The sequence below is a fragment of the Streptomyces radicis genome, assembly GCF_003626575.1.
Lineage (GTDB): Bacteria > Actinomycetota > Actinomycetes > Streptomycetales > Streptomycetaceae > Streptomyces > Streptomyces radicis.
Window position 1 is genome coordinate 106,850 of the sequence record NZ_RBDY01000008.1, and the last position, 22,767, is coordinate 129,616.

At 72.0% G+C, this 22,767-nt stretch carries 15 protein-coding genes; 8 read left to right on the plus strand and 7 right to left on the minus strand.

From position 1 onward, the window contains the following. Positions 1 to 39: 39 nt before the first annotated feature. Positions 40 to 1,257 (minus strand): acetate kinase, encoded by a 1,218-nt coding sequence (locus tag D7318_RS13750; RefSeq protein ID WP_120697243.1) that lies wholly within the window; start codon positions 1,255 to 1,257, stop codon positions 40 to 42. Beyond that, positions 1,254 to 3,353: a phosphate acetyltransferase gene (gene pta / locus D7318_RS13755; protein WP_120697244.1), complete on the minus strand. Its 2,100-nt coding sequence runs from the start codon at positions 3,351 to 3,353 to the stop codon at positions 1,254 to 1,256. The genes D7318_RS13750 and pta overlap by 4 nt, the downstream gene beginning before the upstream one ends. 210 nt (positions 3,354 to 3,563) lie before the next feature. Here pta and D7318_RS13760 point away from each other — a divergent pair, with 210 nt between their 5' ends. The 4 genes from D7318_RS13760 (at position 3,564) to D7318_RS13775 (ending at position 8,282) form a co-directional block, all read left to right on the plus strand. Beyond that, the gene (locus D7318_RS13760) at positions 3,564 to 4,589 is read left to right on the plus strand and encodes an ATP-dependent 6-phosphofructokinase (RefSeq protein WP_120697245.1); all 1,026 of its coding nucleotides are present in this window, start codon (positions 3,564 to 3,566) and stop codon (positions 4,587 to 4,589) included. A 294-nt stretch (positions 4,590 to 4,883) separates the two neighbouring features. After that, positions 4,884 to 5,276, plus strand: a complete 393-nt coding sequence (locus tag D7318_RS13765) for a hypothetical protein (protein WP_120697246.1) — start codon at positions 4,884 to 4,886, stop codon at positions 5,274 to 5,276. Then, positions 5,276 to 7,678: a hypothetical protein gene (locus D7318_RS13770; protein ID WP_120697247.1), complete on the plus strand. Its 2,403-nt coding sequence runs from the start codon at positions 5,276 to 5,278 to the stop codon at positions 7,676 to 7,678. Before D7318_RS13765 ends, D7318_RS13770 begins: the two co-directional genes overlap by 1 nt. 13 nt (positions 7,679 to 7,691) lie before the next feature. Continuing rightward, on the plus strand, positions 7,692 to 8,282 hold the full coding sequence (locus D7318_RS13775; protein WP_120697248.1) for a hypothetical protein: 591 nt from the start codon (positions 7,692 to 7,694) through the stop codon (positions 8,280 to 8,282). Between the two features lie 173 nt (positions 8,283 to 8,455). Here the strand turns inward: D7318_RS13775 and D7318_RS13780 are convergent, their stop codons facing one another. After that, a complete protein-coding gene (locus D7318_RS13780; RefSeq protein WP_120697249.1) occupies positions 8,456 to 9,379 on the minus strand; it encodes a serine/threonine dehydratase in 924 nt (307 codons plus the stop codon). Positions 9,380 to 9,434: 55 nt separating this feature from the next. Between D7318_RS13780 and D7318_RS13785 the strand changes: the two genes are divergently transcribed. Continuing rightward, positions 9,435 to 10,655 (plus strand): amidohydrolase, encoded by a 1,221-nt coding sequence (locus D7318_RS13785; protein ID WP_120697250.1) that lies wholly within the window; start codon positions 9,435 to 9,437, stop codon positions 10,653 to 10,655. A 52-nt stretch (positions 10,656 to 10,707) separates the two neighbouring features. Here D7318_RS13785 and glgB read toward each other — a convergent pair whose 3' ends face one another. From glgB to D7318_RS13805, 4 genes are all read right to left on the minus strand, one after another. After that, the gene (gene glgB / locus D7318_RS13790; protein ID WP_120697251.1) at positions 10,708 to 12,867 is read right to left on the minus strand and encodes a 1,4-alpha-glucan branching enzyme; all 2,160 of its coding nucleotides are present in this window, start codon (positions 12,865 to 12,867) and stop codon (positions 10,708 to 10,710) included. Positions 12,868 to 12,934: 67 nt separating this feature from the next. Beyond that, the gene (locus D7318_RS13795) at positions 12,935 to 14,395 is read right to left on the minus strand and encodes a maltokinase N-terminal cap-like domain-containing protein (protein WP_120697252.1); all 1,461 of its coding nucleotides are present in this window, start codon (positions 14,393 to 14,395) and stop codon (positions 12,935 to 12,937) included. A gap of 205 nt (positions 14,396 to 14,600) precedes the next feature. Then, positions 14,601 to 16,304: a maltose alpha-D-glucosyltransferase gene (gene treS / locus D7318_RS13800; RefSeq protein ID WP_120697253.1), complete on the minus strand. Its 1,704-nt coding sequence runs from the start codon at positions 16,302 to 16,304 to the stop codon at positions 14,601 to 14,603. After that, positions 16,291 to 18,336, minus strand: coding sequence for an alpha-1,4-glucan--maltose-1-phosphate maltosyltransferase (locus D7318_RS13805; RefSeq protein WP_120697254.1), 2,046 nt, complete (start codon positions 18,334 to 18,336; stop codon positions 16,291 to 16,293). The genes treS and D7318_RS13805 overlap by 14 nt, the downstream gene beginning before the upstream one ends. Positions 18,337 to 19,009: 673 nt before the next feature. Here D7318_RS13805 and D7318_RS13810 point away from each other — a divergent pair. The 3 genes from D7318_RS13810 (at position 19,010) to D7318_RS13820 (ending at position 22,763) form a co-directional block, all read left to right on the plus strand. Next, on the plus strand, positions 19,010 to 20,680 hold the full coding sequence (locus tag D7318_RS13810) for an ABC transporter substrate-binding protein (protein WP_120697255.1): 1,671 nt from the start codon (positions 19,010 to 19,012) through the stop codon (positions 20,678 to 20,680). A gap of 110 nt (positions 20,681 to 20,790) precedes the next feature. After that, a complete protein-coding gene (locus tag D7318_RS13815; protein ID WP_120697256.1) occupies positions 20,791 to 21,795 on the plus strand; it encodes an ABC transporter permease in 1,005 nt (334 codons plus the stop codon). Further along, positions 21,795 to 22,763, plus strand: a complete 969-nt coding sequence (locus D7318_RS13820) for an ABC transporter permease (protein ID WP_120697257.1) — start codon at positions 21,795 to 21,797, stop codon at positions 22,761 to 22,763. Before D7318_RS13815 ends, D7318_RS13820 begins: the two co-directional genes overlap by 1 nt. The last annotated feature ends 4 nt before the right edge of the window (positions 22,764 to 22,767 follow it).

Here is a 22,767-nt window from a genome sequence, read left to right on the forward strand (position 1 = left end):
CCGTGGCTGAATTTTCAACGGGATCAGGCTATCCGAGCGTCAGGAGCCGACCAGCGCGAACGTCTGGGTGGCGATCTCGAGCTCCTCGTCGGTCGGCACCACGGCGACCGCGACCCGAGCGTACTCCGGCGAGATGAGCCGCGGGCCCCGCGTTCGCGCGCTGTTCAGCCCCTCGTCGATCGCGAGCCCCAGGGAGCCCAGGCCCGCCACAGCCGCGGCGCGCACGGGGGCGGCGTTCTCCCCGACGCCCGCCGTGAACACCAGCGCGTCCACCCGGCCGAGCACCGCGTAGTAGGCGCCGATGTACCGGCGCAGCCGGTGGATGTAGACGTCGAACGCCAGCCGCGCCCGCTCGTCGCCCGCGTCCCGGCGCGCCAGGATCTCCCGCATGTCGTTGTCGCCGCACAGACCGGCGAGGCCCGAGCGCTGGTTGAGCAGCCGGTCGATGTCGTCGAGCGCCATCCCGCCGTTGCGCGCCAGGTGGAAGACCACGGCCGGGTCGACGTCCCCCGAGCGGGTGCCCATCACCAGGCCCTCGAGGGGCGTCATGCCCATCGACGTGTCCACGCACCGCCCGCCCGCGACCGCGGCGGCCGAGGCGCCGTTGCCCAGGTGCAGCACGATGACGTTGACCTCGTCGGGCGCCCGCCCCAGCAGCGCGGCCGTGCGCCGCGACACATACGCGTGCGACGTGCCGTGGAAGCCGTAACGCCGCACCCGGTGCGCGTCCGCCGTCGCGACGTCGATGGCGTAACGCGCCGCGTGCTCCGGCAGCGTCGTGTGGAACGCCGTATCGAACACCGCCACCTGCGGCAGCCGGGGGTTGAGCGCCCTGGCCGTGCGGATGCCCTCCAGGTTGGCGGGGTTGTGCAGCGGCGCGAGCGGCGACAGGCGCTCGATCGCGGCGAGCACCGAGTCGTCCACGACCGTCGGCTCGCTGAACCGCCGCCCGCCGTGCACCACGCGGTGGCCCACCGCGAGCAGCTCGGGGGAGTCGAGGCCGAGCCCGTCTGCCGCCAGCTCGTCGGCCGCCGCCTCGAGCGCCTCGGCGTGGTCGGCCACCGGGCGCTCCCGCTCGCGCGGCTCGCCATCGGCGGGGGTGTGGACGTGCCGGGCCGAGCGCTCGCCGATCCGCTCGACCAGGCCCGTGGCGAGCCGGGAGCGGTCGGCCATGTCGAGCAGCTGGTACTTCACCGACGACGAGCCCGAGTTGAGTACGAGCACCCGGCTCGGCCCGTCCGTTCGCGCCGCGCTCACGCCCGGTCCTCCTGTCGCTGGGCCTGCACGGCGGTGATCGCCACCGTGTTGACGATGTCCTGCACCAGCGCGCCGCGCGACAGGTCGTTGACCGGCTTGCGCAACCCCTGGAGCACCGGGCCGACCGCCACCGCGCCCGCGGAGCGCTGGACGGCCTTGTAGGTGTTGTTGCCGGTGTTGAGATTGGGGAACACCAGGATCGTGGCCCGGCCCGCCACGTCGGAGTCCGGCAGCTTGGTCGCCGCCACCGAGGGCTCGACCGCCGCGTCGTACTGGATCGGCCCCTCCACCCTCAGGTCGGGCCGCAGCCGCCGCACCAGCTCGGTCGCCTCCCGCACCTTGTCCACGTCCGGGCCCGTGCCCGAGGTGCCCGTGGAGTAGGAGAGCAGCGCGATCCTCGGGTCCACGCCGAAGTGCGCCGCGGTGGCGGCCGACTGGATCGCGATGTCCGCGAGCTGCGCCGCGTCCGGGTCGGGGTTGACCGCGCAGTCGCCGTAGACCAGCACCTGGTCGGCCAGGCACATGAAGAACACCGACGAGACGATCGACGCCCCCGGGCTCGTCTTGATCACCTCGAACGCCGGGCGGATCGTCGCCGCCGTCGAGTGCGCGGCGCCCGACACCATCCCGTCGGCCAGGCCCTCGCGCACCATGAGCGTTCCGAAGTACGACACGTCGGCCACCACGTCGTGCGCCAGCTCGTGGCTCACGCCCCGGTGCGCGCGCAGCCGCGCGTACACCTCGGCGAAGCGCTCCCGCAGCGGCGACGTCACGGGGTCCACCACGCGCAGCGCGCCGCCGTCGTCGAACGCCGGGAGATCCAGGCCGAGTTCGGCCGCGCGGCGCCGCACGGTGGTCTCGTCGCCCAGGAGCGTCAGGTCGCACACGTTGCGCCGCAGCAGCACCTCGGCGGCGCGCAGCACCCGCTCCTCGGTGCCCTCGGGCAGCACCACATGGCGCCGGTCGGCGCGGGCGCGCTCGATCAGCTGGTGTTCGAACATCATCGGCGTGACCCGGTCCCCGCGCACCAGCGAGACCCGCTCGGTGAGCGCGGCGGTGTCCACGTGCGACTCGAAGAGGCCGAGCGCGATCTCCGCCTTGCGCGGCGTCGCGGCCGTCAGCTTCCCCTCGATCCCCGAGAGCTCGGTCGCCGTGCGGAACGAGCCGCCCGCCGCCGAGAGCACCGGAGTGCCGGGGGCCAGCCTGGCGGCGAGCGCCATCGTCTCCTCGCCCGGCCGCTCGCCCAGCGTCAGCAGGACCCCGGCGATCGGCGGGGCGCCCGCGGAGTGCGCCGCGAGCGCGCCCACCACCAGGTCGGCCCGGTCGCCCGGCGTGATCACCAGACAGCCCTCGGTGAGCGCCGTCAGGAACGTCGGCAGCATCGCCCCGCCGAACACGAAGTCGCGTATGTCCCTGCCGAGGCCCGTCGCGTCGCCGAGCAGCACCTCGGCGCCCAGCGCCGACACCACCTGCGCCACGGTCGGCGCGGACAGCGCGGGCTCCTCGGGCAGCACCCAGACCGGCACCGGCAGGTGGCCGCGCAGCGCCTCGACCGCGCCGGGCGCCTCGGCGGCGGAGACCCGGTTGGCGACCATGGCGATCACCTCGCAGCCGAGGGAGGCGAACGCGTGGTGGGCGTTGCGCACCTCGGCGACCACCGAGTCGCCGTCCTGGCCCGTCCCCGCGACCACGGGCAGCACGGCGGCGCCGAACTCGTTCGCCAGCCTGGCGTTGAGCGTCAGCTCCGCGGGCAGCTGCGTGTCCGCGTAGTCGGTGCCGAGCACGAGCACCACCTCGTACGCCGCCGCGACCTCGTGGAAACGGTCCACCAGCCGGGTGATCAACTCGTCCATCCCCCTGGCGGCCTGGAGCTCGGCCGCCTCGGCGTATCCGAGCCCCCGTGCGCCCTCGGGGGACTGGCCGAGCCGGTAGCGCCCCCGCAGCAGCTCGAACACGGGGTCGGGCCCTTCGTGGGCCAGCGGCCTGAACACCCCCACCCGGTCCACCTGCCGCGTCAGCAGCTCCATCAGCCCCAGCTCGACGACCTGTCTGCCGTCACCCCGGCCGATGCCGGACACATACACGCTGCGCGTCACAGTCCCGTCCCGTCCCCGTCGTCCCGGCGCAAGCTTGTCGTGGGCCCGCGCGGGCACGATCCGTTCCACATCCCTCCCACCGACGGTACCCACGGTGGGGGGCGCGGCGCGCGTCGGGTTCGCGAGCGCCGTTAGAGCGCGCCGCCTGGGCGTGGAAGAATTCCTAGGGCCCCGAGCGAGCACCGACGAGTGAGCAGGAGATCAGCAGCCATGCGCATCGGAGTCCTCACCGCGGGCGGTGACTGCCCCGGACTCAACGCAGTGATCCGCTCCGTCGTACACCGTGCCGTGGTCGATCGCGGCGACAGCGTCATCGGCTTCGAGGACGGCTTCAAGGGCCTGCTCGAAGGGCGGTACCGCGAGCTCGACATCAACGAGGTCAGCGGCATCCTGGCCCGCGGCGGCACCATCCTCGGCTCGAGCCGCCTCGAGCGGTCGCGGCTGCGCGAGGCGTGCGACAACGCCGAGGCGTTCCGCCACAAGCTGAGCCTGGACGCGCTGATCCCGATCGGCGGCGAGGGCACGCTGACCGCGGCCCGGATGCTGTCGGACGCGGGCATCCCCGTCGTGGGCGTGCCGAAGACGATCGACAACGACATCTCGGCCACCGACCGCACCTTCGGCTTCGACACGGCGGTCGGCGTGGCGACGGAGGCGATCGACCGCCTCAAGACGACCGCGGAGTCGCACCAGCGGGTCATGGTCGTGGAGGTCATGGGCCGCCACGCGGGCTGGATCGCCCTCGAGGCGGGCATGGCGGGCGGCGCGCACGGCATCTGCATCCCCGAGCGGCCGTTCCAGCTGGACGACCTGTGCAAGATGGTCGAGGAGCGCTTCGCGCGCGGCAAGAAGTTCGCGGTCATCTGCGTCGCGGAGGGCGCCCGCCCTGCCGAGGGCTCCATGCCGTACGAGCGCGGCGAGATCGACCCCTACGGCCACGAGCGCTTCGCGGGCATCGGGCAGCGGCTGGCGACCGAGCTGGAGAACCGCCTGGGCAAGGAGGCCCGCGCGATGATCCTCGGCCACATCCAGCGCGGCGGCACCCCCACGGCGTACGACCGCGTCCTGGCCACCCGCTTCGGCTGGCACGCGGTGGAGGCCGCGCACAACGGCGACTTCGGCATGATGACGGCGCTGCGCGGCACGGAGATCGTGATGACGCCGCTGGCGACGGCGACGATGGAGCTGAAGCGGGTGCCGCAGAACAGGATGGACGAGACGGAAGCGGTCTTCTGACGCCGGGCGTCACGCGGTCTCGCAGTAGCCGGGTGGCTGGTTCGCCATGAGCGCGTCCATGAGCGGCCCGATCGCTGTGGCGAGTGCGTCGCGCTGATCGTCGCCCTCGTCGGCCCGGTGAAGCGCTGCCGGGGGATGAGGGCTCTCGCGGTGAGAAGGGACCCGATGCTCGCCGAGCCGTCCCCCTCCTCGGACGCCGGGGCGGGTGCCGTTGTCGCGGGGGCGGCCCCGACAAGCGTGCCGTGACGCTATTCTGACTCCGCGTCACATCGGAGCCCAGGGGCGGGGGACAGCGTGAACGACGAGGCGGATCTGGCGGTAAGCGCCGAGGGGTTGGACCCGGTGGAGTCGGCGGCGCGGGGGCTCTACGACCGGCTCCCCGCCGACGGCCTGGCGGCGGAGTCCGAGGGGTACGCGGCGGGGCAGTCGTTACGCGGCGTGGACCTGGCCAGCGGCGCGGCGATCGTCCGGCTCACCGAGCGGTGGCGGACCCAGGTCCTCCACCTGCGAAGCGACTGCGGCCGCATCGCGGGCCATCTGTCCGAAACGGTCACGGCGCACGCCGAGTTGGAGTCCCGCACCGGCGACGACGTCCGCCGCGCGACGACGGCGGGCCTGGAGAACGTCGCGCCCAACCGCGCCATCCTCGCCCTCGGCGGCATCGCGCCCGAGGACGGTGACGCCTGATGGACTGGCTGCCCGACCCCGGCGACTACTTCGGCTTCGGGCGTTCCCCCGCGGAGCCCACGTTCGCCGGGCTCACCGAGCTGAACCTCGACGTGCTCGGCGCGCTGGTCGAGCGGTGGGACGCGGTCAGGGCGGACATGGCGGAGATGTCCGTGACCGCCGAGCACGACATGGTGGGCGGGGCCGCCCACGCGGGCTGGCGCGGCGAGAACGCCACGGTGACCCGGGACTTCCTCGGGGTGACGGCCGACAGGTTCCGCTTCGCCCACGAGCGGGCGCACACCGTGCACGGCCTCCTCCAGACGTTGCACGACGACCTGGCCGGGGTGCGGCGCGAGCTGCTCCAGCTCAAGGCCACGGCCCTCGAACGCGGCGTGTACGTCGACCAGGAGGGCGCGGTCCACCCGGCCGAGCACCCGGAGATGACCCTGGAGAGCGTCAGGCTGCGGGAGTTCCTGCCACAGGAGCCGTTCGCGGAGGAGCTGCCCCCCGGCACCTACGAGGCGATGGTGGCGACCGACGAGGACGTCCGCCGCATCGTGGACCGCGCCACCGAGGCGGACCGGCTGGCCGCCCGCGCGCTGGAGCGGATGGCGGACGAGGACGCGGGCGAGCAGTTCGCCCGCAGCCCCTACCCCGGCGCGGAGGCCGCCCACGCCGCGCTGATCAGGGAGGACGCGACGGCGTTCGTGGAGCTCGCGCGCGACGACGAGCTGTCGGCGACGGACCTGCACCGCATGGACCGTTACCTCGAGGACCACGCGGACGACCCGCGGTTCGCGGCGTTCGTCGTGGACGAGATCGGCATGGCCGAGTACCTGCTGCTCGCCGACCGGACGGACCGCGCGGCGACGGAGCTCAACAGCGCGGGCCCCCTGGCCAACGACCTGCGCGCGGGCCTCGGCACGGCTTTGTCCACGTCCCTGCGCGTCCCCGGCGACATGTCGACCGCTCCTCCCGGCTCCCCGGCGTACGCGCAGTGGCTCCAGACGGGCGAGGGCAGGGACTACACCAGGCGCTACGAGGCGTTCGTCGACGCGGGCGGCAGCCGCCTCCAGGGCGACACATGGCTCGCGGCCGACGACCGGCGCATCGGCTTCGACGTGGCGCTCGACCTGCTGGAGGCGTCGGACGTCCCGGTGGACGACCAGTTCTTCTTCGACGCCACGAGGGACCTGATCGCGCTGGAGCGCGAGGACCCCGACATCTGGTCCCACGATCGCTTCCCGGCCCGACCTGGCGACGAGGGCTACCCGATGGTGGACCCGTGGGACCCGCAGAACGACGTGGTGGACCGCATGCTCGGCATGGGCGCCCACAGCAACCCCGACGCGGTGACGGCCTTCTTCGACCCGGAGGGCCCTGGCGCGGACCACCTGGAGTACTTCCTGGGGGACGAGAACGGCGCGGGCCGCCGCCTCGACAGCGGCGACGGCCTGCGCGACATCATCTCCGTCCCCTCCCCCGGCCCCGGCCTGGCAGCGGCCCTCGAGGCGGCGGCCACGGGCCTCTCCCCCGGCGGCGCACCCCTTCCGGGAGAGACGCATCAGCACTCCGAGGCGACCGTGCGGGTGGCCGAGGAGATCTGGAACAACCTGTCGAGGGACTACCAAGGGGCGAGCGAGCTTTCGGAGAACGATCCCGCGCGGATCGCCGAAGGGCAGGTACTCGAATCCCTGCGCCCGGCGCTCGGGAACATCGCGGCGGACTACATCGCCGATGTCCAGTACGCGCTCACCACGCAGGAGATCGAGCCACGCCCCGAGCCGCACGCCGACCTTGACTCCGAGAACATGGCGCTGATGCTCCACGCGCTGGGGCAGGAGCCTGACGCCTATGCGGCCATCACCGCCGCCAACGAGGCGTACACCTACGTCACGATCGACGCATCCCTCAACGGCGGATCGGCGGACGAGGAAGCGCGGCAGGGCCAGCTCACCGCCGCGATGACGGGCAGCGGGCAGGTGGCGGGCCTCATGACCGACGCGCATGCCAGGGCCATGTACGAGGGCCACATCGCGGCGGACGAGGCGCACAACGCCACGGTCGACCAGGTCCAGACATGGACCGAGCGGACCCTCGCGGCCACGGTGGACGTCGGTCTCGAGGGGATCCGGGGCGCGGGTCCCGCGGCGGTGCAGATGCGCGAGGCCATCACCGAGGCCGTTTTCGGCACGTTCACACAGGACAACCAGGCAACGGCCGAGGAGCAGGCGCAGCGGACCTATGCGAACTCCCAGCAGTACTTCCGGGAGGAAGTCGTCCTCGCGGCGGTCGAATCGGCCCTTGAGCGAGGGGATCACGACGTGAGCTCCGAGGAGGCCTCGGGCTATCGGAGCACCGCGACACGAGAGGCCGACACCGGCTTCTCCGTCGGTTCAACCAAGTCTCTCCACCTATGAACGAGGTGCACCCTTGAGGCGTATTCCGGCCGCCTTCCTCCTCACCACGATCCTGGCGTGCTCCGCGTGCACCTCCGGCTCCGACGAACCGGATGAGGAGGCGAGGGAGTTCGTCATCCCGGAAGACCTCTGCAACCTCACCGTGGACCCGGATCTGGTGAGTCCTCTGCTCCCGCCCGGGGAGGAGTTGCGTGCCGATCCCGAGCTGATCGAATATCCCGACGGTTCGCTGGGCACCACGGCCCGGTGCGTCGTGCATGTGGACGACTCCCCGGCCCTCACCCTGGACGCCATCCCGTCCTGGCCCTCGGGGGTCGCCGCCGGGGTGGGGCCCTACCTCGACCACAGGAGGGTCGGCCATTCCGTCGCGGAAGGGGAAGTGCTCTCCGAGAGTCCCCGGGAAGTCGTCGTCTGGGACGACTACGCCGCCATCCACGTCACCTGCGCCGCGTCGCCCGCCCTCGACAACACCGGGATGAACCTCGCCATCACCCTCGACTGGGCCGAAGGCGAGGATCACCGTGACGCGTTGGCCGAGGCCATCGGGCCGCTCATGGATGAGTTCCTCGCCCGGCAGGCTCCAGGGACGTGCGAGACGGCGTGACGCCCGGCGTCGGAACACCGCTTCCGTCTCGTCCATCCTGTTCCGCGGCACCCGCCCCGGCGTCATCGTCGCCCTGGCCGTGCGACTCCGCCGTCGTCTCGAGACGGTCGATCGAACGGGCCGCCGCGCGCGAGCCGTTGGCGGTGGGGGAGCGCCGGGCGGCAGCCCCGTGCTCAACGCGCCAGGTCGGACGGGTCCGTGTTGGCGCCGCACAGCACGACGCAGACCTCCTCGTCGGGCGCGGGGGCGTACGCGCCCGACGTCAGTGCCGCCTGCGCCGCCGCCGCGCCCACCTCGACGGCGATCCGGTGGTCCTGCCACAGCTCGCGCCTGGCCGCGGTGATCGCCTTGTCGGGGACCAGCACCGACCGTGTGTGGGGGCGCGCCGCCCAGGCGACCGCGTCGGCCGAGGCGCGGCGGGCGCCGAGGGAGTCGGCGGCGACCGAGTCGACGGGGACGTCCACGGGGCCGCCCGCCGCGAGGCCCGCGTTGAGGGCGCGGCAGTGCTCGGGCTCCACCGCGACCACCCGCACCCCGCGTTCCTCCGCCGCCGCGGCCACCCCCGCGAACAGGCCGCCGCCGCCCGCCGCCACCACCACCGTGGTGATCGAGGGCCGCGCCGCGACGATCTCGTCGAGCAGCGTGCCCGCGCCCGCCGCGATCAGCGGGTGGTCGTAGGCGTGCGAGGCCAGCGCCCCGCTCCCGGCGACGAACGCCGCGCACGCCTCGGCCGCCTCCGCGTACTCCCGGCCCACCTGCCTGACCTCCGCGCCCAGCGCCCGCAGCCGCGCGACCTTGACCCGTGGCGCGGTCTCCGGCACGAACACCGTCGCGGGGATCCCCCGCTCGCCCGCCGCCCACGCGCAGGCGAGCCCCGCGTTCCCGCCCGAGGCGATCGCGATCCCGGCCCGCGGCATCGCCCCCGACTCGGCCGCCGCCGTCGTGAAGTTGAGCGCGCCCCGCGCCTTGAACGACCCGGTGTGCTGGAGGAACTCGAGCGCGAACCAGACCCGTTCACCCGCGGGCGCCAGGGCGACCGTACGCACCCGGTCACCGACCCGTTCAACGGCCTTGCGCACATCGCCACTACCGATCATTTCCGCAGCGTACGCCGGTCACAGGTGGACCTCGTGTGAGATAGGTTCATCGTCCATGAACATTGCGATCAGATCCGGTCATGTCGTTCCCATGCACGGCGAGCCCATCGACAACGGCACCGTGCTCGTTCTCGACGGCAAGGTGGCCGCCGTCGGCCCCGACGCCGAGGTGGCCGTGCCTGACGGGGTCAGGGTCGTGGACGCGGCGGGCGGCTGGGTGCTGCCCGGGTTCGTCGAGGCCCATGGGCACATCGGGGTCCACGAGGAGGCCGAGGGCTGGGCCGGTCAGGACACCAACGAGATGACCGACCCCAACGGCGCCAGGATGCGGGCCCTCGACGCGATCAACCCCGCCGACACCGGCTTCGCCGACGCGCTCGCGGGCGGCGTCACCAGCGCCGTCATCAAGCCGGGCTCAGGGAACCCCGTCGGCGGCCAGACCGTCGCGATCAAGTGCTGGGGCCGCACGGTCGACGACATGCTGATCCGCGAGCCCGTGAGCGTCAAGAGCGCCCTGGGCGAGAACCCCAAGCGCGTCTACGGCGAGAAGAAGCAGCTGCCCTCCACCCGGCAGGGCGTGGCCGCCGTGATCCGCGACCTGTTCACCAAGGCCCAGGACTACGTGGCCAAGCGGGCGCACGCCGCCGCCGATGACAAGCCGTTCGACCGCGATCCCAGCCTCGAGGTGATCGCCAAGGTCCTGGACGGCGAGCTGCCCTGGTGCCAGCACACCCACCGCGCCGACGACATCGCCACCGCGCTGCGGCTTGCCGACGAGTTCGGCTACCGCGTCGTCATCAACCACGGCACCGAGGCGCACCTGCTGGCCGACGAGATCGCCCGCCGCGGGGTGCCGGTCATCAGCGGCCCGCTGTTCACCACCCGCAGCAAGGTCGAGCTGCGCCACCGGACCCTCGCCAACCCCGGCATCCTCACGCGCGCGGGCGTCAAGGTCGCCATCACCACCGACCACCCCGTCATCCCCATCAACTTCCTGGTCCACCAGGTCACCCTGTGCGTCAAGGAGGGCCTCGACCGGGCGGAGGCGCTGCGCACCATCACCGCCAACCCCGCCGAGATCCTGGGCCTCGACGACCGCGTCGGCTCGCTGCGCCCCGGCCTCGACGGCGACGTGGTCATCTGGTCGGGTGACCCGCTCGACGTCATGAGCCGCGCGCTGCGCGTCTTCGTCGAGGGCCGCGAGGTCTACGCGTACGACACGGAGCGCGGCGTGGGCGAGGTCGTGGACGCCTGGTACCGCGAGCCCGTGGCCTGACGGGCGGGCACGGCGGGCCGCCGTCCCCGCGGCGGCGGCCTCCGGCCCCGCGTCAGGCGGGGCGCAGCCAGATCGTCGCGAGCGGCGGCAGCGTGGGGCAGATGCTCATGTCCCGCCCGTGGCTCGGTGTCGGATCGGACTTGAGCGGCTCGCGGTTGACCACCCCGCTGCCGCCGTAGACCGACGCGTCGGTGTTGAGGACCTCGACCCAGTCGGGGGAGTCGCCCGGCACGCCGAGGCGGTAGTCGTGCCGCACCACGGGCGAGAAGTTGGAGACGGCGAGCAGCGGGGCGCCCTTCGCCGAGAACCGCAGGAACGCCAGCACGTTGTCCGCCGCCGCGTCCGCGTCCACCCAGGCGAAGCCCGAGGGGTCGGTGTCGCGCTCCCACAGCGCCGGGGTGGCGCGGTAGCGCGCGTTGAGGTCGCGCACCAGGTCGCGCACGCCCCGGTGGTCCCCGGCCGCCGGGTACTCGGGGTCGAGCACCCACCACTGCGGCCCCGTCTCCTCCGACCACTCGGCGCCCTGGGCGAACTCCTGCCCCATGAACAGCAGTTGCTTGCCGGGATGGGACCACATCCAGCCGAGGTAGGCGCGGTGGTTGGCCCGCTGCTGCCACCAGTCGCCCGGCATCTTGGACACCAGCGCCCGCTTGCCGTGCACGACCTCGTCGTGCGAGATGGGCAGCACATAGTTCTCCGAGTAGGCGTACACCATGGAGAACGTCATCTCGCCGTGGTGCCACGCCCGGTGGACCGGGTCCTTGGCCGCGTAGTCGAGGGTGTCGTGCATCCAGCCCATGTTCCACTTGAAGCCGAAGCCCAGGCCCCCGTGGTCCGTGGCGCGCGTGACGCCGTCCCACGCCGTCGACTCCTCGGCGATGGTCACCGCGCCGGGGCAGCGCCGGTAGACCGTGGCGTTCATCTCCTGGAGGAACGCGACCGCGTCCCAGTTCTCGCGGCCGCCGTCCGCGTTGGGCGTCCACTGCCCCTCGGGCCGCGAGTAGTCCAGGTAGAGCATCGACGCGACGGCGTCCACCCTGATCCCGTCGACGTGGTACTCCTCGCACCAGAACACCGCGTTGGCCACCAGGAAGTTGCGCACCTCGCGGCGCCCGTAGTCGAACTCCAGCGTTCCCCAGTCGGGGTGCTCGGCCCGCCGTGGGTCGGGGTGCTCGTAGCACGCGGTCCCGTCGAACTTCGCCAGCGCCCACTCGTCCTTGGGGAAGTGCGCGGGCACCCAGTCCATCAGCACGCCGATGCCCGCCCGGTGCAGCGCGTCCACCAGGTGCTTGAAGTCGTCGGGCGTGCCGAGGCGCGCGGTCGGCGCGTAGTACCCGGTGACCTGGTACCCCCACGAGCCGCCGTAGGGGTGCTCGGCCGGGGGCATCATCTCGACGTGGGTGAAGCCCAGTTCCCTCACATACGCGGGCAGCTGCTCGGCGAGGCCCCGGTAGTCGAGGCCGGGGCGCCAGGACGGCAGGTGGACCTCGTAGACCGACATGGGTGCCTCGTGCGCGGGCCGTTCGGCGCGGGCCGCCATCCACGCCTGGTCGCCCCACGTGTACGCGCCGCGGTGGACGATCGAGGCCGTCGCGGGCGGGCACTCCGTCTGCCGCGCCATCGGGTCGGCCCGCAGCGTGTGGCCGCCGTCGGGGCGGCAGATGTCGAACTTGTAGCGCTCGCCGGGCCCCACCCCCGGCACGAACAGCTCCCACACCCCGCACGAGCCCAGCGAGCGCATCGGGTGCGCGGTGCCGTCCCAGTGGTTGAAGTCCCCGGCCACGCGCACCCCGCGCGCGCCCGGCGCCCACACGGTGAAACGCGTCCCCGGCACCCCGTCGTGCACCAGCGGCCACGCGCCGAGCACCTCCCACAGCCGCTCGTGGCGCCCCTCGCCCAGCAGATGGGCGTCCAGCTCGCCCAGCGCGGGCAGGAAGCGGTAGGGGTCGTGCGTCTCCAGGACGCTCCCGTCCTGGTAACTCACGGTCAGCCGCCGGTCGGCGACCTCGGCGAAGGGCAGCACGGCCGCGAAGAAGCCGTCGCCCTCGGACTCCAGTTCGTGGTCCGAGGCCAGCACCCGGCGCGCGAACGGGCGCAGGACGCGGACGAGCGCGCCGCCTGACACCTGGTGCGCCCCGAGCAGCGCGTGCGGATCGTGGTGCGCCCCGGCGAGCAACTGGGCGCGGTCTGCGGGGGAGAGGGGCGGAAGCACGGAGGAACGTTCCTTTCGATCCGGAAGGACCGGCCGGTCCTGAGGTCACGGGGGTGGGGTCTTCGGGTCAGTCAGGGGCCGCGGCCAGCCGGCGGATCGCGGCCATCGGCACATGCAGCCACGCGGGCCTGTGCCGCGCCTCGTACAGCACCTCGTAGACGGCCTTGTCCGTCTCGTGCGCGCGCAGCAGCTCGGGCCGCTCCAGCGGATCGCTGCCCGCCGCCTCCGCGTAGCCGCGGCAGTACGCGGCGCGGCTCGCGCGCGACCAGCCGTCGACCCACGACCCTGCGGCCCTGGCCTGCGCGGCGGCGTAGTCGAACGACCGCAGCATGCCCGCGATGTCACGGGCCACGGGCCCGGGGCGGCGGCGTTCCGCGAGGGGCCTGGCGGGCTCGCCCTCGAAGTCGATGATCGACCAGTGCATGCCGCGCCCCCGCGCGTCCGGCGTCAGCAGCACCTGGCCCAGGTGCAGATCGCCGTGCAGCCGCTGCACCGGGCAGGTGCCGCCGCGCCGCGCGAAGTCGGCCAGCGCCTCGAACGCCCGCCGCAGCCCGGCCCGGTAGGGCCGCAGCGCGGGAACGGCCGCCGCCGCCTCGGCCAGCCGCTCCGACATGCCCGTGGCCGCCTGCTCGAGCTGCGCGCGGCCCATGACCGACGTGGGCAGCGCCTCGGCCAGCGTCGTGTGCACCTCGGCGGTCGCCCGGCCGAGCGAGTGCGCGGCCGATGTGAAGTCGGCGCGGCGGCCCAGGTATTGGATCGCCAGCTGCCAGCCGTCCACCGATCCCGGCAGGAACGGCGCGAGCACGCCGAGCGTCAGCGGCTCCGACACCGTGCCGGGCCAGGCCGCCTCGAACCACGCCGAGGGCCCCGGCACCCGCGGGCACCCCGCCGCGGCCAGGGCCAGGGGCAGCTCGAGGTCGGGGTTGACACCGGGGCTGACGCGCCGGAACAGCTTGAGGATGTGGCTCTCGCCGTAGACCACCGAGGAGTTGGACTGCTCGCTGGTCATCAGCCTGGCGGGCAGCCCCTCGGGGATGTGCGCCCCGGGCGCGCGTCTGAAGCTCAGCGTGCCGAGGCGCCCGGGGGTGCGCAGGCGTTCCAGCAGGACCGCGGCCAGGCGCGGGTCGTGCAGCGCCTCGTAGACGGACGCGCCGCGCAACGGGCCCTCGCTCGGGCGGCCGACCAGCGCGGGGCCGAGCGAGGGCGGCAACGCGTCCCGCACGCCGAGGAGCAGCTGGTAGCAGTCGCCCACGGGCGGGGCGTGGGAGCCGGGCGCCGGGCTCTGCCGGGTCCTGATCAGCAGGTGGAGCAGCCCGGGGGCGCCGCCGCCCGCGGTGCACGGCAGCAACTCGGTGGCCGCGATCAGGGTCAGGCCGCTCAGCGGCCGCCCCTTTCCCGCGAACCACCGCTGCCGGGGCAGCCAGCGCGCGAGCAGCCCGGTGAGGGAGCGCAGCAGGGCGCCGCCGTGGGGCGCGCCGGCGAGGGGGAGACGGGCCTGGGCCGTGCGGGGCGAGGAGCTGTCCGACATGGCGTCCTTTCCCCGGGCACGAATTATGTGACGAAGTGTCCCGGATGGAGACGTGGGTTACCCGGCGGTGCGGGACGTGTCGTCCATTAACGACCGTGCGGGTGAGGCCCGTAACGCATATGGAGGGCTTTGGGGAATGCTTGGGGGTAGGGAGAGGCTTCCCCCAGCGGGCTGGGGGTAAGCCCCTTTCCTGCCCCGAGGCGGCTTATGACTCGGAGCCTTTACGCAGCCGGAACCAGTAGAAGCCGTGGCCCGCCAGCGTCAGCAGGTACGGCAGTTCGCCGATGGGCGGGAAGCGCACGCCGCCGATCAGCTCCACGGGCACCGACCCCGCCCAGGGGCGCAGGTCGAGCTCGGTCGGCTGGGAGAAGCGGGAGAAGTTGTTGACGCACATGACGAGGTCGTCGCCGTGCTCGCGCAGGAACGCCAGCACGGCGGGGTTGGACGAGGGCAGCTCCGCGTAGGTGCCGAGCCCGAAGGCTCGGTTCTGCTTGCGGATCTCGACCATGCGCCGCGTCCAGTGCAGCAGCGCGGCGGGCGAGCTCATGGCCGCCTCGACGTTGGTCACCTGGTACCCGTAGACCGGGTCCATGATGGTCGGCAGGAACAGCCGGCCCGGGTCGCACGACGAGAAGCCGGCGTTGCGGTCGGGCGTCCACTGCATCGGGGTGCGCACCGCGTCGCGGTCGCCCAGCCAGATGTTGTCGCCCATGCCGATCTCGTCCCCGTAGTAGAGGATCGGCGAGCCCGGCAGCGACAGCAGCAGCGCGGTGAACAGCTCGATCTGGTTGCGGTCGTTGTCGAGCAGCGGGGCAAGCCGTCTGCGGATGCCGATGTTGGCGCGCATCCGCGGGTCCTTGGCGTACTCCGCGTACATGTAGTCGCGCTCCTCGTCGGTGACCATCTCGAGGGTCAGCTCGTCGTGGTTGCGCAGGAAGATCCCCCACTGGCAGTTCGAGGGGATCTGCGGGGTCTTGGCGAGGATTTCCGAGACGGGGTAGCGGGACTCCCGGCGCACCGCCATGAAGATGCGCGGCATCAGCGGGAAGTGGAACGCCATGTGGCACTCGTCGCCCCCCTTCTCGTAGTCGCCGAAGTAGTCGACGACGTCCTCGGGCCACTGGTTGGCCTCGGCGAGCAGCACCGTGTCGGGGTAGTGCGCGTCGATCTCCGCGCGCACGCGCTTGAGGAACGCGTGGGTCGCAGGAAGGTTTTCGCAGTGGGTGCCCTCCTCGGCGTAGAGGTAGGGGACCGCGTCGAGCCTGAAGCCGTCGATGCCCAGGTCGAGCCAGAACCGCAGGGCGGACAGGATCTCCTCCTGGACGGCCGGGCTGCGGTAGTTGAGGTCGGGCTGGTGGGAGAAGAAGCGGTGGAAGTAGTACTGCTTGCGGACCGGGTCGAACGACCAGTTGGAGGACTCCGTGTCGACGAAGATGATCCGCGCGTCCGCGTACTGCTTGTCGTCGTCGGCCCACATGTAGTAGTCCCCGTAGGGGCCTTCGGGGTCGCGGCGCGACTCCTGGAACCACCGGTGCTGGTCGCTCGTGTGGTTCATGACGAAGTCGATGATGACGCGCATGCCGCGCTGGTGGGCGGCGTCGGTGAACTCGACGAAGTCGGCGAGGTCGCCGAACTGCGGGTGCACGTCGGCGTAGTCCGACACGTCGTAACCGCCGTCGCGCATGGGGGACTTGAAGAACGGCGGCAGCCACAGGCAGTCCACACCGAGCCACTGGAGATAGTCCAGCCTCGCGGTGAGTCCTTTCAGGTCGCCGATCCCGTCGCCGTTGCTGTCCTGGAAGGAGCGGACGAGGACCTCGTAGAAGACCGCGCGCTTGAACCACTCGGGGTCGCGATCGCGGGCTGGCGTGTCCTCGAATGTGTCGGGGACCGGCTCATTGACGCTCATGGTTGGGTGACCCTCCGGTCTGTGAGGACGGTCGCAGGGCCAAGATGTGGGCCGAGGAGGCGTACGCATCCGCACGGCCCGGCTCAAGCCGTACATAGTTGTCCCTGCCCCAGTAGTAGGTCTCCCCGGTGAGCTCGTCGCGCACGGGGAAGGGCTCGGCGCCGCCCTCCTGAGCGGGGGAGAGGCCGTACCCCTTGAGTTGCTCCATGTCCAACGAGACCGTCGCTTCGTGGGTGTGGTGGGGATCGAGGTTGACCACGATGAGCACGAGGTCGGCGTGAGGTGTCCTTGTGCGCTTGGAGTAAGCAAGGATGTGGTCGTTGTCCGTGCGGTGGAAGTGCAGATCGCGAAGCCGGCGCAGCGCGGGGTGGCGGCGGCGCAGCGCGTTCAGTGTGGTGATCAACGGCGTGATGCTGGCGCCCGCCGCGTCGGCGCCCGCCCAGTCGCGCGGGCGCAGCTGGTACTTCTCGGAGTCCAGGTACTCCTCGCTGCCGGGGGCGGCGGGGGCGTTCTCGCACAGCTCGTACCCCGCGTAGACGCCCCATGTGGGGGAGAGCGTCGAGGCCAGCACGGCCCGCGTCTCGAACGCCGCGCGCCCGCCGTGCTGGAGGTAGGCGTGCAGGATGTCGGGCGTGTTGACGAAGAAGTTGGGCCGCATGGCGGCGGCGGCCTCGCCCGTCAGCTCCGTCAGGTACTCCGTCAGCTCCCACTTGGTGTTGCGCCAGGTGAAATACGTGTACGACTGCTGGAAGCCGATCTGCGCGAGCGTGTGCATCATCGCGGGCCGCGTGAACGCCTCGGCGAGGAAGATGACGTCGGGGTCGGTGCGGTTGATCTCGGCGATGACCTTCTCCCAGAAGACCACCGGCTTGGTGTGGGGGTTGTCCACCCGGAAGATCCGCACGCCGTGCGCCATCCAGTGGCGCAGGATCCGCAGCGTCTCGGTGACCAGGCCCCTGAAGTCCTGCTCGAACGAGATGGGGTAGATGTCCTGGTACTTCTTCGGGGGGTTCTCGGCGTACGCGATCGTGCCGTCGGCGCGCCGGGTGAACCACTCGGGGTGGGTCTTGACCCACGGGTGGTCGGGGCTGCACTGGAGGGCGAAGTCCAGGGCGACTTCGAGGCCGAGCTCGGCCGCGGTGGCGACGAACGCGTCGAAGTCGTCGAGCGTGCCCAGGTCGGGGTGGATCGCGTCGTGGCCGCCGTCGGGTGAGCCGATGGCCCAGGGCGAGCCGACGTCCTCGGACCTGGCGCTCGGCGCGCCGCCGGGGCCCTTTCTGAACGCGGTGCCGATGGGGTGGATCGGCGGGAGGTAGACCACGTCGAAGCCCATGTCCGCCACCGCGGGCAGGCGCTCGGCCGCGGTGCGCAGCGTGCCGGAGACGGGGGGCGCGCCGGGGCGCACCACGGCGCCCTCGGAGCGCGGGAAGAGCTCGTACCACGAGCCGAACAGCGCGCGCTCCCGCTCCACGAGCAGGGGCATGGGCCGTGAGCAGCTGAGGAGTTCGCGCAGCGGGTGGCGCTCCAGGATCCCCCGCACCTCGGGGGTCAGCGCGGCCGCCAGGCGCGCGGCGCCCGGCAGCGTGGTGTCGGCCAGCGTCGCCGCGGCGGCCAGGACGGTGTCCTTGCCGCCGGACTTGGGGACCCCCGAGGCGGCCTGGCGCAGCAGGTCGGCGCCCTCGCTCAGGGTCAGCTCGGTGTCGGCGCCCGCCGGGATCTTGATCTGGGCCACCCGCCGCCACGAGGCCACCGGGTCGCCCCACGCCTCGACGGCGTATGTCCACCGCCCCTCGCTCTCCGGGGTCACGTCGGCGCCCCAGCGGTCGGTGCCGGGCGCCAGTTCGCGCATCGGGGTCCAGGGCCCGCTCCGGCCGCCGGGGTCGCGCAGCACGACGTTGGCGCCGACCGCCTCCGCGCCCTCGCGGAAGACGGTCGCGGAGACCTGGAACGTCTCGCCCGGCACGGCCTTGACCGGGCGGCGCCCGCAGTCAACGCGCGGCTGGACGTCAAGGACGGGGATTCGACCGATCATGTGGGGATCACCTGAGAACATCGGGGACGGGCCGTTTCCCCTCGAACTGAGGGGTTTTGTCCTTTGTATCGGTTTCGCTGCTGAGTGGCTCGTTCCGTGCATCGCCGCTCCAGTCCGCGTTCACTCGGGTGGGGGCCGCGCCCACGCTAGGCGCTCACTGCTACGTCCGCGTATCTGAAGGCTTTCCTGAGCTTGACCGAACACACCGGTCGGCCCCCTGTGCAAATGCGGCACAGGGGGCCGATGCGCGGGGCGCGTCGGGTCGGGGGCGCCCGCGGCGTCCGTCGCGCTCGCCGCGCCCGGTGTCTCCTCAGCGGACGCGGCGCCGGGCGCGGCCGGTCCGCCCGCCGCCGCCAGCGCCACGAGCGCCGCGACGAGCAGCGTTCCTCTGCGGCGCCCGATTCGTTTGCGATGTCCGGATCGCATCGGCGACCCTCCTGCCGTGTGGGGGGTGTTCACCTGCTGGTTGCCGCCGGACGCCGGGGGGCGCGCGGGCCGGGGAAAGGTTCGGGGAAAGATTGCGAGAGCGACCGGTAGTGGGCGTTCTATCCCTATTTATGGGGCACGTCTCAGCTCGGTATCGCCGTCCGGTATGCGGTTCACAGCTATGTACCCGCGCAGTAATGTGCCGTCCACCGAAACGCCTACCACCGCCGACCCATTGAGGTGGACGATGCGCATAGCAAGACCCCGGGCCGCGAAGATGTTCGCGGCCGTCCTCGCGATCGGGCTGATCGCGACCGGCTGCGCCAGCGAGCGCGACGACGAGGAGTCAGGGGACGACGGCCAGCCGTTCGTCTTCGGCGCCCCCGGCGACCCCGCGTCCCTCGACCCCTCCCTCGCCAGCGACGGCGAGACGTTCCGGGTCACCCGGCAGGCGTTCGAGACGCTTCTTGACCACGAGCCGGGCGGCACCGAGCTGGTCGGTGGCCTCGCCCACACCTGGAGCAGCAACGAGGCCGGTACCGAGTGGACCTTCGAGCTCGAGGAGGGCGTCACGTTCCACGACGGCTCCGAGCTCACCGCCGAGGTCATCTGCCAGAACTTCGACCGCTGGTACAACTGGTCGGGCACCTACCAGAACACCACCATCTCCTACTACTGGCAGACGGTCTTCGGCGGCTTCGCGCAGAACGAGAGCGAGGAGACGCCCGACCCCAACTACGTCGGCTGCTCCGCCCCCGAGGAGCTGACCGCCGTCATCGAGGTGGCCGAGCCCTCCGCCAACTACCCGGGCGGCTTCTCGCTCCAGGCGTTCGCGATCCACTCGCCCGACGCCATCGAGGCGTACGAGCAGGACGAGGCCAGCGGCGAGGGCGAGAACATCACCTTCCCCGGCTACAGCCAGGAGGCCGGCACGGTCGCGGGCTCGGGCCCGTTCGAGGTCACCGACTGGAACAAGGGCAACGGCGAGGTCACCCTCACCGCGTTCGACGACTACTGGGGTGACACCGAGGCAGGCGTCGACGAGCTGGTCTTCAGGACCATCCCCGAGGAGAGCGCCCGCCGCCAGGCGCTCCAGGCCGGTGACATCCAGGGCTACGACCTCGTCGCGCCCGCGGACGTCACCACCCTCGAGGACGAGGGCTTCCAGGTCCCGGTCCGCGGCGTCTTCAACCTCCTCTACCTGGGCATCACCCAGGAGAGCAACCCCGCCTTGGAGACCCTTGAGGTCCGCCAGGCGCTGGCCCACGCGCTCGACCGCCAGAACATCGTGGACGCCCAGCTGCCCGAGGGCGGCGTCGTGGCCACGCAGTTCATGCCGGACACGGTGGCCGGGTACTCGGAGGACGTCACGACGTACGACTACGACCCCGACCTCGCCCGTGAGCTGCTCGCCGAGGCGGGCGAAGAGGACCTGACGCTCGACTTCTGCTACCCGACCGAGGTCACGCGGCCCTACATGCCGGCCCCCGCCGACATCTACGAGCTGCTGCGCGCCGACCTCGAAGAGGTGGGCGTCACGGTCAACCCCGTCCCGCTCAAGTGGAACCCGGACTACACCGAGACCACCCGCGACGGCGGCTGCAACATCTACCTGCTCGGCTGGACCGGCGACTTCAACGACGGCTTCAACTTCCTCGGCACCTGGTTCGCCGGGTACCAGAAGGAGTGGGGCTTCGAGAACGAGGAGCTGTTCGACCTGCTGTCGCAGGCCGAGACCGAGCCCGACGAGGCCACCCGCGTCGGCCTCTACGAGCAGGTCAACGAGGCGGTCATGGACTTCCTGCCCGGCGTGCCGATCTCCAGCTCGCCGCCGTCCATCGCCTTCTCCGCCGATGTGAACCCGCCGACGGTCTCCCCGCTCACGCAGGAGAACTTCGCCGAGGTCTCCTTCAAGTAACCGCTGAAGAGCAGGCCCTGGATCGATCCGCCCGGCCACGGCACCCCGTGGCCGGGCGGTCGTGCACCGCGAGGAAACGCCCAGGGTAAGAGAGAAAGGGGAGCCCTTCGGTGCTCCGTCTCATCGTGCGCCGGCTGCTCCAGCTGATACCAACGCTGCTGGGCCTGACGGTGCTTCTGTTCCTCTGGATCCACCGGCTCCCCGGTGGTCCCGCCTCGGCGCTGCTCGGCGAGCGCGCCACCGAGGCCGACCGCCGGCAGATGGAGGAGGCCCTGGGCCTCGACCAGCCGATGTGGGTCCAGTACGGCCGCTGGATGGAGCGGCTGGTCCAGCTGGACCTGGGCAACTCCGTGCGCACGGGCCAGCCGGTGTGGGAGGAGTTCACCCTCCGCTTCCCCGCCACCGTCGAGCTCGCGGTGACCGGCATCCTCATCGCCGTCGTCGTCGGCATCCCGCTCGGCTACTTCGCCGCCCGCAGACGGGGCGGCTGGCTCGACGTCACCGCCGTCTCCGCCTCCCTCGTCGGCGTGTGCATCCCCGTCTTCTTCCTCGCCTTCCTGCTCCGCGCGGTCTTCGCCGTCAACCTCGGCTGGCTGCCGAGCGTCGGCAGGCAGTCCACCGGCATCGACGCCACCGAGGTCACCGGCTTCTTCGTGCTCGACGGCATCCTGACCGGCGAGTTCGACGCCTCGTGGGACGCCCTCGAGCACCTGATCCTGCCCGGCGTCGCCCTGGCCTCCATCCCGCTCGCCGTCGTCGTCCGCATCACCAGGGCCAGCGTCCTCGACGTGCTCGGCGAGGACTACGTCCGCACCGCCGAGTCCAAGGGCCTCAAGCAGCGGGTGGTGCGCGGGCGGCATGTGATGCGCAACGCCCTGCTGCCCGTCATCACCACCGTGGGCCTCCTCACCGGCAGCCTGCTCTCGGGCGCGGTGCTCACCGAGTCGGTGTTCTCGTTCAACGGGATCGGCTCGTTCATCCGCACGGCCATCGACATCCGCGACTACCCGGTGCTGATGGGCTTCATCCTCTTCATCGCGGTCATCTATGTCGTCATCAACCTGCTCGTGGACCTCGCCTACAGCCTCATCGACCCGAGGGTGCGGGTGAACTGATGACCACCAACCTGACCACGTCCAAGGCGGACAAGATCGACCGCCTCGCCGAGCTGACCGCCCGCAGGGAGACCGCGAGCGGCGGCAGCCTGTGGGTGGAGGCGCTGCGCCGCCTGCGCTCCAGCAAGATGGCGCTCATCGGCGGCGGCGTGATGGCCGTCTTCATCGTGCTGGCCGTCATCGGGCCCTGGATCGCGCCCCACGACCCCACCGCCCAGCTCTGGCGCGACGAGGTGCGCGTCAACCAGTCGATCTTCGTCGGCCCCCGCGGCGACAACTGGCTCGGCCTCGACCACCTCGGCCGCGACCAACTCTCCCGCATGCTCGTCGGCGCCCGGCAGACGCTGCTCGTCGGCGTCGTCGCCACCCTGCTCGGCTTTGTCGTCGGCGTCCTGATCGGCGGCCTGTCCGGCGCCGCCCTCGCCTTCGGCGGCAAGGCGGGCCGCCGCGTCGACACCGTGCTGATGCGCGTCATCGACATGGCGCTCGCGCTGCCCTCGCTGCTGCTCGCCGTGAGCATCGCCGCCGTTCTCGGGCAGAGCCTCACCACCGTCATGATCGCGGTCGGGGTGGTGCAGATCCCCATCTTCGCCCGGCTGTTGCGCGGCTCCATGCTGGCCCAGGCGAGCGCCGACTACGTCCTGGCCGCCCGCGCGCTCGGCGTGCGCCGCCGGCGCATCGTGCTCGGCCATGTGCTGCCCAACTCCCTGGGACCGGTGATCGTCCAGACCACCCTGGCCCTGGCCACCGCCATCATCGAGGCCGCGGCCCTGTCCTACCTGGGCCTCGGCAACCCCGACGCCGCCCAGCCCGAGTGGGGCGTCATGCTCGCGCAGGCGCAGCGCTTCTTCGACCAGGCGCCCATGATGGCCGTCTACCCGGCGCTCGGCATCATCATCACCGCCCTCGGCTTCACCCTGCTCGGCGAGGCCATGCGGGAAGCACTCGACCCGAAACTGCGGAGCTGATGCG